Here is a 16,279-nt window from a genome sequence, read left to right on the forward strand (position 1 = left end):
GTAGATGGGCTTCGCGTGGTGGAAGTCGCTCTGGGAGTACGGGAGTTCCTCGACCCGCTTGCCGTCGATCTCGTACGCGACGCAGACCGGGATCTCCTCCCACCCGGTGAGTCACGCCGCGGTGAGGTTCTTCGTCCCGTTCAGCTACGGTCTGTCCGCGTCAAGTCCCTCGTTCGAGCTACCGAATTGGACATGTACGCCTCGCTCTGGCGTAGGTTGCGGAGCTGTTCGTTCCGCAGTCAGAGCATGTGAGGAGTGTCACCGAGGTGAGCGAGAAGAAGGGGGCCGGCGTCTGGGACGGCTTCAAAGCCTTCCTGACGCGCGGCAACGTCGTCGATCTGGCAGTGGCGGTGGTCATCGGTGCCGCCTTCACGAACATCGTCAACTCGGTCGTGAAGGGCGTCATCAACCCGCTGGTCGGTGCGATCGGCACGAAGAACCTGGACAGCTACAGCACGTGCCTGAAGGAGCCGTGCAAGCTCGCGGCGGACGGCTCGCTGGAGAGCGGCGTCCTGATCCAGTGGGGTTCGGTGCTCGGGGCGACGCTGAGCTTCCTGATCACGGCCGCGGTCGTGTACTTCCTGATGGTGCTGCCGATGTCGAAGTACCTGGCGCGGCAGGCGGCCCGGCAGAAGGCGAAGGAGGGCACCCACGAGGTCATCGAGGTGTCCGAGCTGGAGGTCCTCAAGGAGATCCGGGACGCGCTGGTCGCCCAGCAGCGGGGTTCGGGGCACGACGGGCGGTAGCGGCGCTCTCCTCGGCCCTGCGGGCGGCGTCCGGCCGTGCCCGCGGGGCCGTTCGGCTCTCCGGAGGGCCTCAGATGTGGTGGGGCGGCTTCTCGTCGAGGAAGCGCTTGAGGTCGGCCGCCGCGTCGCCGGTGCCCGTGCCGGAGGACTCGCCCCAGCCTCGGTCCGTGTCGTCCGACGACTGCCGGTCCAGCGGGTCGTCGAAGACCAGGGCCGACTTCGGGTCTCGGGGTTCGGCGGAGGGGGTGTTCATTCCTCCAGGGTACGGGGGTCCGGGGTGGGGCTGTGGTGCGGTGGACAACGGGGTCTGGTGTGCTGGGGGGCATGACGAGCGGTTCTGTTTCTCCAGGTGGTCGGGTGTCTGCGGAGAGTTCCTCCGAGGCCCATGGTGCAGTGCGTCCCGGGCGGCCGGTGCGGCGGCTCGTCTCGCGGGAGCGGGACGAGGCGCATCGGGTGGCGTCGCCGTTGGAGCTGTTCTTCGACCTGTGCTTCGTGGTGGCGGTGGCTCAGGCGGGCGTCGGGCTGGTGCACGCCGTCGCGGAGGGCCACGCGGGGGAAGGGGTGCTGCACTACGCGATGCTGTTCTTCTCGGTGTGGTGGGCCTGGATGAACTTCTCGTGGTTCGCCTCGGCGTACGACAACGACGACGTGCCGTACCGGATCGTGACGCTGGTGCAGATCGCCGGGGTGCTGGTGCTGGCGGCGGGGGTGTCGCGGGCGTTCGAGCACCAGGACTTCCTGGCCGTCTGGCTCGGGTACGTGATCATGCGGCTGGCGATGGTGGCGCAGTGGCTGCGGGCGGCGATGTCGACGGCCGGCGCGGAGCGGGCGGTGGCGCTGCGGTATGCCGGGGGTGTGCTGCTGTGCCAGGTGGGCTGGCTGGGGCTGGTGGTGTTCCCCGAGGGCGCGCGGGCGTGGGTGTTCCTGGTGATGGTGGTCGTCGAGCTGGCGGTGCCGGTGCTCGCGGAGCGGAACACCGGGACGGCGTGGCATCCGCATCACATCGCCGAGCGGTACGGGCTGTTCACGATCATCGTGCTGGGCGAGACGATCGCGGCTGCGACGGTCGCGGTGAAGTCGGCGCTCGACGAGCACGAGGCGCTGGGCGAGTTGCTGCCGATCGCGGCCGGTGGGCTGCTGATCGTGTTCGCCGCGTGGTGGATCTACTTCGTGGTGCCGGTCCACGGCCATCTGCGCTCCAACAAGCAGGCGTTCCTGTGGGGTTACGGCCACTACTTCGTGTTCGCCTCGGCCGCCGCGATCGGGGCGGGGCTGGAGGTGGCGGTGGAGGAGGCCGTCGGCAAGGCGCACATCTCGGCGACGGCCGCGGGGGCGGCCGTGACGGTGCCGGTGGCGCTGTATCTGGTGACCGTGTGGGCGCTGCACTCCCGGCACTTCAAGGTGGGGCTCGCGCAGCAGGCGGTGCTGCCGGGGGCGGCGGTGCTGGTGCTGTGCTGCACGTTCCTGGGGAGCTGGGCCGTCCCCGGGGCGGGGGTGGTGGCGGCGCTGACGGTCGTCACGGGGACGACGCTCACCGCGCGGACGGCGGCGCGGGAGCAAGCGGGGGCGGAAGGGAGACTGGCTGTATGACAGTTGACGCGCTGACGGATGTCGCCGGGATCCGGGTCGGGCACGCGACCCGGGCCGGGGGCGGGTGGCTGACCGGGACGACGGTCGTGCTCGCGCCGGAGGGGGGTGCGGTGGCCGCCGTCGATGTGCGTGGGGGCGGGCCGGGGACGAAGGAGACGGACGCGCTGGATCCGCGGAACGTGGTGGGGCGGGTGGAGGCCGTCGTCCTCACGGGCGGGAGCGCGTACGGGCTGGACTCCGCGTCCGGGGTGATGGCGTGGCTGGAGGAGCGGGGGCGGGGGATCCGGGTGGGGCCGGAGGCCGGGCACGTCGTGCCGGTGGTGCCGGCCGCGTGCGTGTTCGATCTCGGGCGGGGCGGGGACTTCCGGGCCCGGCCCGATGCGGGGACGGGGCGGGCGGCGGTGGAGGCGGGTGCGGCGAGCGAGAGTGGGGCGGTGGTCGCCGAGGGGTGTGTTGGGGCCGGGACAGGCGCTGTCGTCGGGGGGCTGAAGGGCGGGGTGGGGACGGCCTCCGTGCGGCTCCCCTCCGGGGGGACGGTGGGGGCGCTGGTCGTCGTCAACGCGGTGGGGTCCGTGGTGGAGCCGGAGACGGGGGCGTTGTACGGGGAGTTGGCCCAGGGGCGGGTGGCGTGTCCGGAGGCCGGGGTGCACGCGGCTGCGCTGCGGCGGTTGGCCGAGTGTGCGCAGGGGGTGGTGCCGCCGCCGCTCAACACGACGTTGGCGGTGGTCGCCACGGACTTCGCCCTGTCCAAGGCGCAGGCTCAGAAGCTGGCGGGGGTCTCGCACGACGGGATCGCCCGGGCGGTGCGGCCCGTGCATCTGCTGAACGACGGGGACACGGTGTTCGCGCTGGCCACGGGGGGCCGGGGGTTGGACGAGGGGGATCCGCTGGCGTTGAACGAGGTGTTGGCGGCGGGGGCGGACGCGGTGACTCGGGCGATCGTGCGGGGGGTTCGGGCGGCGGAGTCCGTGGCGGTGGGCGGGGGTGTGTGGCCGTCTTATCGGGAGCTGTACGGGTGAGGGGGTGTGAGGGGCTTGGGGGTGGTGTGTGGGGGTGGGGTGGGGAGTTGGGGGTGGGAGAGGAGTTTTGCTGGTTTGGGTGGGTGGGCGGGAACTTCTGGGGAGAGGGGCGCGTTTTATCAGGCATATGTTTTGCCGTTCCCGGGCACGACGGTCGAGCCAGGGGCTACGGTATGCACCCACAAGGTGACATGCAGCAACGCCGGGAGAAACCTTGAGCGTTCCGTACGAGATGGCGGCGTACGAACCATCCGAGTCGCCGGAGTCTCCGGAGGAGCACCTCGCGCGGCTCCTCGGACGGGCCCTGAACTCCTTCGAGTTGGCCGACGAGGTACTGAGGCGGCTCGACTGCGCACTGGCGCACGACAGTTCGCTGCACTCCGCGCACCACAGCTCGGGCCTGCACCGGGAGACGTACCGGCACACGTGGCTGCTGGCGGACGGCCGGGCGCTGACACTGTGGGAGCTGGTCCACAACGTCACGGCGAGCGGCGAGTCGCAGCACGAGGTGTACGAGGACCAGGAGGAGCTGCGGGAGGCGACGGCGAGACTGCCGTTACCCCCGGATTCACCGGAGTTCGAACTGCCGGTGTTCGTGCAGCTCGCGCCGATGCCGGCGCCGCGCCACATGTACGTGCGCGGCGATTCCGCCGACCACGTACGGCGGTTGCTGCGACGGGCGGAGAACACGGACCTGCCGGGGCGGGAGTTGACGGACCTGGTCTCGGCGGCGTCGGCCTACGAGATCACCCAGTCCTTCGGCCGGCCCTGCCGCGCCGGGCGCTCGGGGCTCGGGTTCGCGCTCTACGAGCACGCGTTCCTGCTGGCGGACGGCCGGGAGGTGTCCCTCTGGGAGGCGGAGCACACCGCGACGCCGGACGGCCGGCACATGTGCGAGGTGTACGCGTCGGAGGACGACGCTCGCGCGGCGATGGAGCGCCGGGCGGCCCAGCTGTCCTGACGCGGCTCAACTGCCGTGACGCGGAGGGTGGTTGCGCCACCGATCCGAGAGGCGCGCGGCTCTCCGGCGCCTCAGCGGTCGTCCGACAGGCGGCGTACCAGCGTGGCGAAGGCGTGTTCCTCGGCGGGCGTCAGAGGGGTCGCTTCGGCGGTCGGGCCCGTGCGGCGCTGGGCGGGGAGCGCGGGGAGGCCGTCGGGGCGGAGGGGGGCCGGGCGGGGCGGGGTGGCGGTGAGGGGCTGGGTGTAGGGGTGGCGGGGGCGGCGGAGTGTGCGGGTCAAGGTGGTCAGCCAGGACAGCGACGCGAGGGTCAGGGCGGTGAGGGCTGTCAGTTGGGGGAGGGTGAGATTCGCGGGCATGGGAACCAGTAGACACCACGATTCGTTGGTTTCGTTACGGAACGGGATAGATGGTGCAGAGCTCGCGGGGGTACTGAATGCGTGCGTGGGGCTTGGGAGTTGTGAAGGGAGCGCGCGAGGGAGCGCGCGGCGGGTGGGACGTCCGCGGGGTCCGGGTACGGCGCCGGCCGCGGCCCCCTCTCGTGGCGGGGACCGCGGCCGGCGTCGAGCGGGGGTTACGCCGCCACGGGGTGCTTGCGCTCCTCGGGCTGTTCGGCCGCCTCGGGGCGAGCAGCCGTCGGGGCCGGCTTGCGCAGGCCCTTCAGGAGGACCACCAGGGCGGTGGTGACGCCGACGCCCGCCGCGAGGGCGATCAGGTAGAGGAACGGGTTGCCGATCAGCGGGACGACGAAGATGCCGCCGTGCGGGGCCCGCAGGGTGGCGCCGAAGGCCATCGACAGGGCGCCGGTGACCGCGCCGCCCGCCATGGACGCCGGGATGACGCGCAGGGGGTCGGCCGCGGCGAACGGGATCGCGCCCTCGGAGATGAAGGACAGGCCCAGGACCCAGGCGGCCTTGCCGTTCTCGCGCTCGGTCTCGGTGAAGAGCTTGCTGCGGACGGTCGTCGCCAGGGCCATCGCCAGCGGCGGGACCATACCGGCGGCCATCACGGCGGCCATGACCTTCATCGCCGAGTCGCCCGGGTCGGTGACGGCGATGCCGGCGGTGGCGAAGGTGTACGCGACCTTGTTGACGGGGCCGCCGAGGTCGAAGCACATCATCAGGCCGAGGAGGGCGCCGAGCAGGACGGCGTTCGAGCCGGTGAGGCCGTTCAGCCAGTCCGTCATGCCCTTCTGGGCGGAGGCGATGGGCTTGCCGATCACGACGAACATCAGGAAGCCGACGATCGCCGTGGAGATCAGCGGGATCACCACCACCGGCATGATGCCGCGCAGCGCCGTCGGGATCTTCACCCGCTGGATGCCGAGCACCACACCACCGGCGAGGAGACCCGCGGCGAGGCCGCCGAGGAAGCCCGCGTTGATGGTGGAGGCGATCATGCCGCCGACGAAGCCGGGGACGAGGCCGGGGCGGTCCGCCATGCCGTACGCGATGTATCCCGCGAGGACGGGCACGAGGAAGCCGAAGGAGACGGCGCCGACCTGGAACAGCAGCGCGGCCCAGCTGTCGGCCTGGGTCCACAGGAAGTGGTCCATCACCGACGGCGCCTTGTTGATCTTGTAGCCGCCGATCGCGAAGCCGAGGGCGATCAGGAGGCCGCCCGCCGCGACGAAGGGGACCATGTAACTGACGCCGGACATCAGCCACTTGCGGAGCTTCGTGCCGTAGCCCTCGGTGGAGTCGCCCGCGCGCTCGACCGGGGTGGGGGCGGAACCCGTCGTCACCACGCCTCGGGCCGCCTTGTCCTTTACCTCGGCGATGAGGTCCGCCGGGCGGTTGATGCCGGCCTTCACCCCGACGTCGACGGTCGGCTTGCCGGCGAAGCGGTCCTTGTCGCGGACGGGGACGTCGTGGGCGAAGATCACGCCGTCCGCGTCCGCGATGAGCTGGGGGTCGAGGCGGGTGAAGCCGGCCGAGCCCTGGGTCTCGACGGTCAGCTCGACGCCCGCCTCGCGGCCCGCGTTCTCCAGGGACTCGGCGGCCATGTAGGTGTGGGCGATGCCGGTGGGGCAGGAGGTGACGGCGACGATGCGGAAGGGGGGTGCGGCTTCGGCCGAGGGCTCGGGGTGGTCGGCCGCTGCGGCACCGGTGGAGGCCGCCACCGGTGCCGCAGCGGAGTCTTCGGGGGTTTCGGACGGCAGAGCCGTGGGGGCCGTGACGTCCTCGGGGGTCTTGTCGCCGCGGATCAGGGCCGCCGCCGTCTCCGGGTCGGTGACCGCGCGCAGGGCGTCCGTGAACGCCGTGTTCATCAGCTGGCGGGCCAGCGCCGAGAGGATCGTGAGGTGGGCGTCGTCCGCGCCTGCCGGGGCCGCGATCAGGAAGATCAGGTCGGCGGGGCCGTCCGGGGCGCCGAAGTCGATGCCGGGGGTGGCTCGGCCGAAGGCCAGGGTGGGTTCCGTGACGTGGGTGCTGCGGCAGTGGGGGATGCCGATGCCGCCGTCCAGACCGGTCGGCATCTGGGCCTCCCGGGCGGCGACGTCCGCGAGGAAGCCGTCCAGGTCGGTGACTCGGCCCAGGGTGACCATGCGGGCGGCGAGGGATCGCGCCGCCGCTTCTTTGCCGTCGGCGGACAGGTCGAGGTCGACCAGGTCCGCGGTGATCATGTCGCTCATCGCGGGCTCCTTCGCACGCGTATCGCCACGGGGGCGGGGGTGGGATCGGGGAGGGGGGTGGCGAGAGTCGTCGGTGGGGACGGGGTTCGCCGCGTGGGGGCCTGGGGGGTGACGGGGTGGGCCGGGTGCGGGGCCGTGGGGGGTGTTCGCGCACCTGAAGGGGCTGGGGTGTGGGGCGTCATGACGTTGGTTCCGTCAGAGGGCGGTCCAAGGGGATGTCCGTGGTGAGCGTCACCGTTTCCGGGGTCAGGTCCGCCGGGGTCGGCATGACGCTGCCGGGAAGCTGGACCGCGGCGGCGCCGTGGGCCACTGCGGAGGCCAGGGCTGTGGGGCCCGTGCCGCCTGCGATCAGGAAGCCGGCCAGGGAAGAGTCGCCCGCGCCTACGTTGCTGCGGATCGCCGAGACTCGGGAAGAAGCGAAGTACGTGCCTGTGGCGTCCAGGAGGAGTTGGCCGTCGGCGCCCAGGCTGGCCAGGACCGACTGGGCTCCCATGCCTCGGAGTTGCTCCGCCGCTTTCAGGGCGTCGCCCACCGTCCGCAGGGGGGAACCCACCGCTTCCGACAGTTCCTCCGCGTTCGGCTTGACCACGTCCGGGCGGGCGCGGAGGGCCTCCAGGAGGGCGGGGCCGGAGGTGTCGAGGGCGATGCGGGCGCCGGCTGCGTGCGCGCGGGTGACGACGTCGGCGTACCAGGAAGGGGCCAGGCCCCTCGGGAGGCTGCCGCAGCAGGCGATCCAGTCGGCGTCCGCGGAGTGCTCGCGGACCGTCTCCAGGAGGAGTTCCTGCTCGGCCGGGGAGAGTTCGGGGCCCGGCGCGTTGATCTTCGTGAGGACGCCGTCGGACTCGGCCAGCGCGATGTTGGACCGGGTCGCGCCGGCCACCGGGACGGGGGCGACCTCGATGCCCTGTGCGTCGAGGAGGTTCGCGACGAGGGCGCCGGGGGCGCCGCCGAGCGGCAGCACCGCGACCGTACGCCGGCCCGCCGCCGCGACCGCCCGCGAGACGTTGACGCCCTTGCCGCCGGGGTCCATCCGCTCACCGGTCGCGCGGATGACCTCACCGCGGTCCAGGGAGGGGACCTCGTAGGTGCGGTCCAGGGAGGGGTTGGGGGTGACGGTGAGGATCATGCCGCCCTTGCCGGTCGTGGGGATACGGATACGGGTGCTGTCGCTGGTGCGGAGGGGGTGGCGCGGGTCGCGGGGGCCGTTCGGGCCGCCGGGCTGCCGCTCGCGACTGACGCCGCCGGACTGCCGGACCCCTCCGACGCCACTGGCTTGCCGCCCGCCACCGACACCGTTCGCCCCGCTGACACCACCGGTACCGTCGACGCAGTCCGCCCCGCTGACACCACCAGCACCGTTCGCACCGCCGGTGCCGTCGATGTCGCCCCCGCCGCCCATGCCCTGTGTGCCCGTCATGCCCGCACCACCCCCGTCCCCCCGCGCTCGACCGCCGCCGTCTCCTCGTCGCCGAGGCCCTGGTCGGTGATCAGGAGGTCGACGTCGGTGAGGTCGCCGAAGCGGGCGAAGTGTTCCTGGCCGTGTTTGGCGGAGTCGGCGAGGAGGACGATGCGGCGGGCGGCGGCGATGGCCGCGCGCTTCACCGCGGATTCGGCGAGGTCGGGGGTGGTGAGGCCGTGTTCGGGGGAGAAGCCGTTGGCCGCGACGAAGCAGACGTCCGCGCGGATCTCGCTGTAGGCCCGCAGGGCCCACGCGTCGACCGCCGCGCGCGTGCGGTGGCGGACCCGGCCGCCGACGAGGTGGAGCTGGATGCCGGGGTGGTCCGCGAGGCGGGCGGCGATGGGGAGGCTGTGGGTGACGACCGTCAGCGCGGCGTCGAGGGGGATCGCGGCGGCGAGGCGGGCGACCGTCGTCCCCGCGTCGAGGATCAGCGTGCCGTCGGTGGGGAGTTCGGCGAGGGCCGCCCTGGCGATGCGGTCCTTCTCGTCGGCGGAGGTGGACTCGCGCTCGGCGAGGTCGGGCTCGAAGTCGAGGCGGCCGACCGGTATCGCGCCGCCGTGCACCCTGCGGACGAGGCCGGCGCGGTCGAGGGACTTGAGGTCCCGGCGGATCGTCTCCGCCGTGACCTGGAACTCCTCGGCCAGCGAGACGACGTCCACCCGGCCGCTCTCGCGGGCGAGGCGCAGGATCTCCTGCTGCCGTTCCGGTGCGTACATCGCGCTGCCTCCGAGGGTCCGGATCTTGTCCGGTTTCTGTCCGGTTGATGCCCGAACTTGTGGTTTCGCTCGGAGGCTACGCCCAGATTTCTGGAAAGTAAACAGGTTCGGACTCGAAACAGACATGACCGGGCTTGGGGGTGCGGGTATTTCCGGTCTAGGTCAGAAGGTGGCCTAGTGGTGGGGCATCCTCTGGGCATGACCACTGACACGCCCGCACGGCTGCTTCAGCTGCTGTCCCTGCTCCAGACGCCCCGGGAGTGGCCGGGGGGTGAGCTGGCGGAGCGGTTGCGGGTGTCCCGGCGGACCGTGCGGAGGGATGTCGAGCGGCTGCGGGAGCTGGGGTATCCCGTGCAGGCGACGATGGGGGCGGACGGGGGGTACCGGCTGGTCGCGGGGAAAGCGATGCCGCCGCTCGTGCTGGACGACGAGGAGGCCGTCGCCATCGCCGTGGGGTTGCGGGCGGGGGCCGGGCACGCCCTGGAGGGGGTGGACGAGGCGTCGGTGCGGGCGCTGGCGAAGCTGGAGCAGGTGCTGCCCGCGAGGCTGCGGCGGCGGGTGACGACGTTGCAGTCCGCGACGACGCCGTTGACCTATGGGGACGGGGCTCGGATCGCGCCGGAGACGTTGACGGCGATCGCCTCCGCGGTTGCCGGGGGTGAGCGGTTGCGGTTCGCCTACAGCGCGCGGGACGGGGTGGAGAGTCGGCGAGTCGTCGAGCCGTATCGGCTCGTGTCCTCCGGGCAGCGGTGGTATCTCGTCGCGTACGACCTCGACCGGGGGGACTGGCGGACGTTCCGGGTCGACCGGTTGAGCGAGCCGTTCGCCACCGGTGCGCGGTTCGCCCCGCGGGAGCTGCCGGAGGGGGGTGCGGTGGAGTTCGTGCGGCGGGCGTTGCGGTGGCAGCGGGAGACGTATGAGTTCGTGGTGGTCTTCGAGGGGACGGCCGAGGAGGTGTCGGCCTGCGTGCCGAAATCGGTGGGGGCCGTGGAAGGGGTGGTGGAGGGTGGGGGGTGCCGGGTGCGGGGGGTGATCGGGGGGCCGATGGAGTGGCTGGCCATGCGGCTGGCGATGACGGGGATGGAGTTCCGGGTGGAGGGGCCGGAGGAACTGGTGGGGTGTGTGCGGGAGTTGAGTGGGCGGTTGGGGCGGGCCGGGGGCGAGGGGGCGGTGCGGTGAGGGGGCGGGTCCGTGTGGCTGTTCGCGCCCGCGCGGCGGAGCCGCAGCTCAGACACAGCCCCACCCCCCCTGCGCCCTGTGGCACAATCTGGAATTTGAGTGGGCCACCCCGGGGTTCAGGTTCGGGGTGGCCCTCTCTTTGTCGGGGCCCGCGCTTCAGATAGCAGAAGAGCCGGGCTTCGGCACCCGGGGGGGGGGGAGGGTGCCGAAGCCCGGCTGGGGTGGTCCCGGCGCCGGGGGGAGTGCGTCGGGACGTGGCTCTGTTGGGGGGTGAACGGGGGTCGGGGCCGGGAGGTTTCTCGGCCGGAGGGGTGAACTGCCGTTCCCTGGAGACTTGTTCCCCCGGGGTGCGGGGTTGAAGCCGGAGAGGGCGGGTGTTCGCCGAGGGCGTTCAAGCCCCTCCCCCGCCGGCGCTCAGCTCATCAGCCCATCCCCGTAAGGGAGTTGAGCCTCCGAGCCCGGCCCTCGGCCCCCGGCCCCCGCCTCACGCCGCCGCCTCGAACCCCGTGTCCCTCGCCAGCTTCTTCAGTTCGAGGAGTGCGTGCTTCTCGATCTGCCGGATGCGCTCGCGGGTGAGGCCGTGTTCCTTGCCGACCTCGGTCAGTGTCCGCTCGCGCCCGTCCTCGATGCCGTACCGCATCTTGATGATGGAGGCGGTGCGGGGGTCGAGGCGGTCGATGAGGCCGTCGAGTTCCTCGCTGCGCAGGAGCGTGAGGACGGACTGCTCGGGGCTGACCGCGGACGTGTCCTCCAGGAGGTCGCCGAACTGGGTGTCCCCCTCGTCGTCCACGGACATGTTCAGGGAGACCGGGTCACGGGCCCAGTCGAGGACGTCGACGACACGCGCGGGGTTGGAGCCCAACTCCTTGGCGATCTCGGCGGGCTCGGGGTCGCGTCCGTGCTCGCGGTTGAACTCGCGCTGGACGCGGCGGATGCGGCCGAGCTCCTCGACGAGGTGGACGGGGAGGCGGATCGTACGGGACTGGTCGGCTATGGAGCGGGTGATGGCCTGGCGGATCCACCACGTCGCGTACGTGGAGAACTTGAAGCCCTTGGCGTAGTCGAACTTCTCGACGGCGCGCACCAGGCCCGCGTTCCCCTCCTGGACGAGGTCGAGCAGGGGGAGGCCGCTGCGCGGGTAGCGGCGGGCGACGGCGACGACCAGGCGGAGGTTGGAGCGGATGAAGACGTCCTTCGCGCTCTCTCCGGCGGCGACGAGGGCCTCCAGCTCCTCACGGGTGGCGTCGGAGCCGGACTCCTCGAAGCCGTCCAGGAGCTGACGCGCGAACACGCCCGCCTCGATGATCTGCGACAGCTCGACTTCCTTGGCGGCGTCGAGCAGGGGGGTGCGCGCGATCTCGTCGAGGTACATGCCGACCAGATCGCGGTCGGCGATCTCCCCGCCGGTGGCGCGAACACTGCGGGCCACGGCGCCTGTCTCGCCGCTGGCGGACTGACGACGGGCGACGGCACGGGTTGCCATGCGTGCTCCCTAACGATCGTGGGCTGCCGGGTGGTCCGGACGGGTCCGGTTCCCGGGTCTTCCGATCCGGGTCCCTCAGATCCGTTCGATGGAAACAACGACTGGAATCAGGACAGAATTCCCAACCCGGCACCCCGATTTTCTGATCTTGCAGTATCCTGCCCGGTCGACGGAGGAGGCGGACGGTGACGGAAGCGGCAGAGGTGCAGGTCAGGCCCGGAATCGAGGGAGATCTCGACTCCCTCACCGAGCTCTACAACCACTACGTCCATGAGACGCCCATCACATTCGACACGGCGGTTTTCACTGCGGAAGAACGCCGTCCTTGGCTGCTCTCCCACCCTGAAGACGGCCCGTACCGCCTGATGGTTGCCACGGACACGGACTCTCAGGAAATTCTGGGATACGCCACATCCAGCCCTTACCGGCCGAAGGCCGCGTACTCCACGTCCGTCGAGGTCACGGTGTACGTGGCACCCGGCGCGGGCGGGCGGGGCGTCGGCACGCTCCTCTACAAGGCCCTCTTCGAGGCGCTCGCCGACGAGGACGTCCACCGCGCGTACGCCGGCATCGCGCAGCCCAACGAAGCGTCCACGCGCCTGCATGAACGCTTCGGCTTCCAGCACATCGGGACCTACCACGAGGTGGGCCGCAAGTTCGGGCGGTACTGGGACGTGGCCTGGTACGAGAAGGAGCTGTAACCCCGCGCCTCGCACGAACCCCGCACCTCAGGCGACCGCCCTCACCCGAACTGCACCGACCTCTTCGCCAGCCCCATCCAGAACCCGTCGATCACGGACTTCTGCGCGTCCAGCTCACCCCCCGCCTCGGCCACCCCCATGGTCACGAACAGCGGCGCGAAGTGCTCCGTGCGCGGATGGGCGTACCGCCCCGCCGGTGCCTTGTCGAGGAAGTCGAGGAGCCCGTCCCAGTCCCGGGACTCCAGCGCGCGGTGCCCCCAGTCGTCGAACTCGACGGACCAGGAGGGGACGCCGGGGGTGCGCAGGGCGGCGAGGTTGTGGGTGAAGAATCCGGAGCCGACGATCAGGACGCCCTCGTCGCGCAGGGGTGCCAGTTTGCGGCCGATGTCCATGAGTCTCACCGGATCGAGGGTCGGCATGGAGATCTGGAGGACAGGGACGTCCGCGTCGGGGAACATCTCCACCAGCGGAACGTAGGCGCCGTGGTCCAGACCGCGCTCAGGGATGTCCTGGACGGGGATTCCCGGAGCGCGCAGCAACTTGCGCACGCTTTCCGCGAGTTCGGGCGCACCGGGAGCGTCGTAAGTGACTCTGTAGTAGTGCTCGGGGAAGCCCCAGAAGTCGTAGACAAGGGGGACGGGGTTGACGGCACCGAGGGCGAGGGGGGCCTCCTCCCAGTGCGCCGAGACGATGAGGATCGCCTTGGGGCGGGGCAGGTCCGCCGACCAGGCGGCGAGCTGGCCGGGCCAGACGGGGTCGTCGGCGAGCGGCGGAGCGCCGTGGCTGAGGTACAGGGCGGGCATGCGCTCCGGGGCGGCGGCGGACATGCGGTGACTCCCTTCCGGTTGCTTCGAAGCCGGTTACTTCAAAATTGCAGTATCGATTCGTACATACCCTACGACCTGTTTGTTTAAAATTCAATGATGGGAGCGTTACTGTGGAGTACATGAAGGCATCCACCTCCCCGACCCCTGACGAGCCACAGTGGCTCTCCGAAGAGGAGCAGTTCGTCTGGCGTGCCTATCTGCACGCGTCGACGCTCCTCGACGACCACCTCGACCGCCAGCTCCAGCGCGACGCCGGCATGCCGCACATGTACTACGGCCTGCTGGTCGGCCTCGGCGAGGCCCCGCAGCACCGGCTGCGGATGACCGAGCTGGCCATGAAGTCCAAGATCACCCGGTCTCGTCTCTCGCACGCGATCGCCCGGCTGGAGAAGAACGGCTGGGTGCGCAGAGAGGACTGCTCCTCCGACAAGCGGGGCCAGTTCGCCGTGCTGACGGACGCCGGGCTCGACGTGCTGCGGCGGGTGGCGCCCGGCCACGTCGGGGCCGTGCGGACGTCGCTGTTCGCGCGGCTCACCCCGGAGCAGACGAAGGCCCTCGGCGAGATCATGACGATCGTCGCCGAGGGCCTTCAGCCCAACGAAGCGGGTGCCGACCTGCCCTGGCTGCGCTGACCTCGTCCCCAGGGTCCGCGCAGGTCAGAGCGGGGACTCAGCGGGGGCTAGTGAGCGACCACCGGGACCTTGAACTCGTCCTCAGCACCTTCCTCGGCACCGTGGCCGAGGTTCGGACGGCCGGCGTTGACCAGAGTGAAGGCGATCACCGAGGCGGCGACGAGGATCCCGACGGCGAACCAGATCGCGCTCGTGTACCCGTGGACCATGCCGTCGAGCTGGACCAGCTGCTGCTGCGGCTTTCCGGCGGCACCGGCGATGTGGTCCTTGACGTACGACGTCGTCGCGGACGCGGCGATCGTGTTCAGCAGGGCGGTGCCGATGGCGCCGCCCACCTGCTGCGAGGTGTTGACCATCGCGGAGGCGACGCCGGCGTCCCGGGGCTCCACGCCCTGGGTCGCGAGCGACATCGCCGGCATGAACGCGGTACCCATGCCGAGGCCCAGGAGCAGCATCGCGGGCAGCAGCAGGGCGGCGTACGAGGAGTCGACCTTCATCTGGGTCAGCAGGAACATGCCGAGGGCGGCGACCAGGAAGCCAGGGCCCATCAGCAGGCGCGGGGCGACGCGGGTCATCAGGCGGGTGCCGATCTGGGTCGAGCCCGTGATCATGCCGACGACCATCGGCAGGAACGCGAACCCGGTCTTGACCGGCGAGTACCCCTTCACGATCTGGAGGTAGTAGGTGAGGAAGAGGAACAGGCCGAACATGCCGATGATGGCGAGACCCAGCGAGAGGTAGATACCGCCGCGGTTGCGCTCGGTGACGACCCGCAGCGGCAGCAGCGGCGCCTTGACCTTCGACTCGACGACGACGAAGGCGGCCAGCAGCACGGCGGAACCGACGAACAGGGCGATCGTCAGGCCGTCGGACCAGCCCTCGGACTCGGCGCGCGTGAAGCCGTAGACCAGGGACACCAGGCCCAGCGTGGACAGCAGCACGCCCGGGATGTCGAGCGGGTTGCGGTTGCGCCCGCCCTCGGGCTCACGGATGACGAAGTAGGCACCGGCCGCCGCGATGATCGCGAACGGGATGTTGACGAAGAACGTCCAGCGCCAGTTCAGGTACTCGGTGAGGAACCCGCCGAGGATCAGGCCGACCGCGCCGCCGCCGCCGGCGATGGCGCCGTAGATGCCGAACGCCTTGGCGCGCTCCTTGGCGTCCGTGAACATCACGGCGAGCAGGGAGAGCGCGGCGGGCGCGAGGAGGGCGCCGAAGACGCCCTGGAGGGCGCGGGCGCCGAACATCATGGCCTGGTCCTGCGCGGCGCCGCCGAGGGCGGACGCGAACGCGAAACCGCCGAGGCCGACGACGAAGGTGCGCTTACGGCCCCACAGGTCGGCGATCCGTCCGCCGAAGAGCAGGAGACCGCCGAAGGCGAGGGCGTAGGCGGTGACGATCCACTGCTTGTTGCCCTCGGAGATGCCCAGGTCCGACTGTGCGGCGGGCATCGCGATGTTCACGATGGTGGCGTCCAGGACGACCATCAGCTGGGCTATGGCGATGAACGCCAGAGCCTTCCAGCGATTGGCGTCGGGAGCCTTGGGGACTGCTTGAGACATGGGTGGACCCACTCCGGGACTTCGTTGGTGAAAAGTGATCGGAAAACGTGACGGACGGAAGAACAGACTGATCGGGACGGCTGAACTGATCGGTCAGAGCCGGCGGAGTTCCTCCATGGACATGGCGGATCCGGGCAGTTCGGAGGTGGACGGCGCCGCGCGCAGGCCGTCCAGGAAGAGCTGGAGATGGCGGTGGAGGAACCGGTCGGCGCTGGCGCACATGGTGCCCGCCGGGGGCCGGCTCAGCTGGGCCACGACGATCATCACGTCGCCCGACCCGACGTCCTCCCGCAGTTGACCGGCCGCCTTCGCCCGGTCCATGACCTCGTCGACGATCTCCTCGACCCGGGTCCGCGCGGCGGCCAGGTCGGGGTGGTTCTCGTCGAAGCCCGCCGAGATCATCGGGCACAGCGCGCTGACCCGTTCGTCGGCGGTGGCGTGCACGAAGCGCTCCAGGGCGGCGAACGCGTCGCCCTCCTCGGCCAGGGCTTCCCGGCCTGCTCGCGCCGTGCGGTCCAGGACCGAGCAGACGACCTCGCGGACGAGGGCCTGGCGGTCCGGGAAGTTCCGGTAGACCGTGGCGTTCCCGACACCGGCGCGGCGGGCGATCTCGTCGAGCGGCACCTCGGGGCCGAACTCGGTGAGCATCTCGCGTGCGGCGGTGACGATCCGCTCCCGGTTGCGCAGGGCATCGGCACGGGGCCGGGTCGCCTTGCGCTGCGCGGGAAGCGTGGGGGACTCCACGGCGGTCTCCTTGCGGAAGAGGTTTGAAGCG

Annotated in this window: 16 protein-coding genes and 1 pseudogene; 7 read left to right on the top strand and 10 right to left on the bottom strand. The window is 71.2% G+C overall.

Annotation, left to right across the window (positions count from 1 at the left end; genetic code table 11):
- A pseudogene (locus ACVNF4_RS10765) lies at window positions 1-111 on the bottom strand (adenylosuccinate synthetase); the annotation flags it as partial.
- Window positions 112-266: 155 nt separating this feature from the next.
- On the opposite strand from ACVNF4_RS10765, the gene mscL reads away from it, so the two are divergent.
- On the top strand, window positions 267-746 hold the full coding sequence (mscL, locus tag ACVNF4_RS10770) for a large conductance mechanosensitive channel protein MscL (RefSeq protein ID WP_461802505.1): 480 nt from the start codon (window positions 267-269) through the stop codon (window positions 744-746).
- Window positions 747-816: 70 nt separating this feature from the next.
- Here mscL and ACVNF4_RS10775 read toward each other — a convergent pair whose 3' ends face one another.
- A complete protein-coding gene (locus ACVNF4_RS10775; protein WP_461802506.1) occupies window positions 817-999 on the bottom strand; it encodes a hypothetical protein in 183 nt (60 codons plus the stop codon).
- 71 nt (window positions 1,000-1,070) lie between these two features.
- On the opposite strand from ACVNF4_RS10775, the gene ACVNF4_RS10780 reads away from it, so the two are divergent.
- From ACVNF4_RS10780 to ACVNF4_RS10790, 3 genes are all read left to right on the top strand, one after another.
- A complete protein-coding gene (locus tag ACVNF4_RS10780; RefSeq protein ID WP_461802507.1) occupies window positions 1,071-2,336 on the top strand; it encodes a low temperature requirement protein A in 1,266 nt (421 codons plus the stop codon).
- Window positions 2,333-3,355, top strand: coding sequence for a P1 family peptidase (locus ACVNF4_RS10785; RefSeq protein ID WP_461802508.1), 1,023 nt, complete (start codon window positions 2,333-2,335; stop codon window positions 3,353-3,355). The genes ACVNF4_RS10780 and ACVNF4_RS10785 overlap by 4 nt, the downstream gene beginning before the upstream one ends.
- 214 nt (window positions 3,356-3,569) lie before the next feature.
- Window positions 3,570-4,316, top strand: a complete 747-nt coding sequence (locus ACVNF4_RS10790; protein ID WP_461802509.1) for a DUF6227 family protein — start codon at window positions 3,570-3,572, stop codon at window positions 4,314-4,316.
- Between the two features lie 71 nt (window positions 4,317-4,387).
- On the opposite strand, the gene ACVNF4_RS10795 is transcribed toward ACVNF4_RS10790, so the two are convergent.
- From ACVNF4_RS10795 to ACVNF4_RS10810, 4 genes are all read right to left on the bottom strand, one after another.
- Window positions 4,388-4,672: a hypothetical protein gene (locus ACVNF4_RS10795; RefSeq protein WP_461802510.1), complete on the bottom strand. Its 285-nt coding sequence runs from the start codon at window positions 4,670-4,672 to the stop codon at window positions 4,388-4,390.
- A 215-nt stretch (window positions 4,673-4,887) separates the two neighbouring features.
- Window positions 4,888-6,945, bottom strand: a complete 2,058-nt coding sequence (locus tag ACVNF4_RS10800; protein WP_461802511.1) for a PTS fructose transporter subunit IIABC — start codon at window positions 6,943-6,945, stop codon at window positions 4,888-4,890.
- 178 nt (window positions 6,946-7,123) lie between these two features.
- A complete protein-coding gene (pfkB, locus tag ACVNF4_RS10805) occupies window positions 7,124-8,071 on the bottom strand; it encodes a 1-phosphofructokinase (RefSeq protein ID WP_461802531.1) in 948 nt (315 codons plus the stop codon).
- Window positions 8,072-8,358: 287 nt separating this feature from the next.
- Window positions 8,359-9,120, bottom strand: coding sequence for a DeoR/GlpR family DNA-binding transcription regulator (locus ACVNF4_RS10810; RefSeq protein ID WP_461802512.1), 762 nt, complete (start codon window positions 9,118-9,120; stop codon window positions 8,359-8,361).
- Window positions 9,121-9,318: 198 nt separating this feature from the next.
- Between ACVNF4_RS10810 and ACVNF4_RS10815 the strand changes: the two genes are divergently transcribed.
- Entirely contained in the window at window positions 9,319-10,299 is a 981-nt protein-coding gene (locus ACVNF4_RS10815; protein WP_461802513.1) for a helix-turn-helix transcriptional regulator, read from the top strand.
- 484 nt (window positions 10,300-10,783) lie between these two features.
- Here the strand turns inward: ACVNF4_RS10815 and ACVNF4_RS10820 are convergent, their stop codons facing one another.
- On the bottom strand, window positions 10,784-11,782 hold the full coding sequence (locus ACVNF4_RS10820; protein WP_461802514.1) for a sigma-70 family RNA polymerase sigma factor: 999 nt from the start codon (window positions 11,780-11,782) through the stop codon (window positions 10,784-10,786).
- Between the two features lie 185 nt (window positions 11,783-11,967).
- On the opposite strand from ACVNF4_RS10820, the gene ACVNF4_RS10825 reads away from it, so the two are divergent.
- Complete coding sequence (locus ACVNF4_RS10825; protein ID WP_461802515.1) at window positions 11,968-12,483, top strand: GNAT family N-acetyltransferase; 516 nt, start codon at window positions 11,968-11,970, stop codon at window positions 12,481-12,483.
- A 41-nt stretch (window positions 12,484-12,524) separates the two neighbouring features.
- Here ACVNF4_RS10825 and ACVNF4_RS10830 read toward each other — a convergent pair whose 3' ends face one another.
- Window positions 12,525-13,310, bottom strand: coding sequence for a dioxygenase family protein (locus ACVNF4_RS10830; protein WP_461802516.1), 786 nt, complete (start codon window positions 13,308-13,310; stop codon window positions 12,525-12,527).
- 119 nt (window positions 13,311-13,429) lie between these two features.
- On the opposite strand from ACVNF4_RS10830, the gene ACVNF4_RS10835 reads away from it, so the two are divergent.
- Entirely contained in the window at window positions 13,430-13,942 is a 513-nt protein-coding gene (locus ACVNF4_RS10835) for a MarR family winged helix-turn-helix transcriptional regulator (RefSeq protein WP_461802517.1), read from the top strand.
- 47 nt (window positions 13,943-13,989) lie between these two features.
- On the opposite strand, the gene ACVNF4_RS10840 is transcribed toward ACVNF4_RS10835, so the two are convergent.
- Complete coding sequence (locus ACVNF4_RS10840; RefSeq protein ID WP_461802518.1) at window positions 13,990-15,504, bottom strand: MFS transporter; 1,515 nt, start codon at window positions 15,502-15,504, stop codon at window positions 13,990-13,992.
- A gap of 93 nt (window positions 15,505-15,597) precedes the next feature.
- The gene (locus tag ACVNF4_RS10845; protein WP_461802519.1) at window positions 15,598-16,248 is read right to left on the bottom strand and encodes a TetR/AcrR family transcriptional regulator; all 651 of its coding nucleotides are present in this window, start codon (window positions 16,246-16,248) and stop codon (window positions 15,598-15,600) included.
- Between the last annotated feature and the right edge of the window lie 31 nt (window positions 16,249-16,279).

The sequence above is a fragment of the Streptomyces sp. S6 genome (assembly GCF_054880855.1).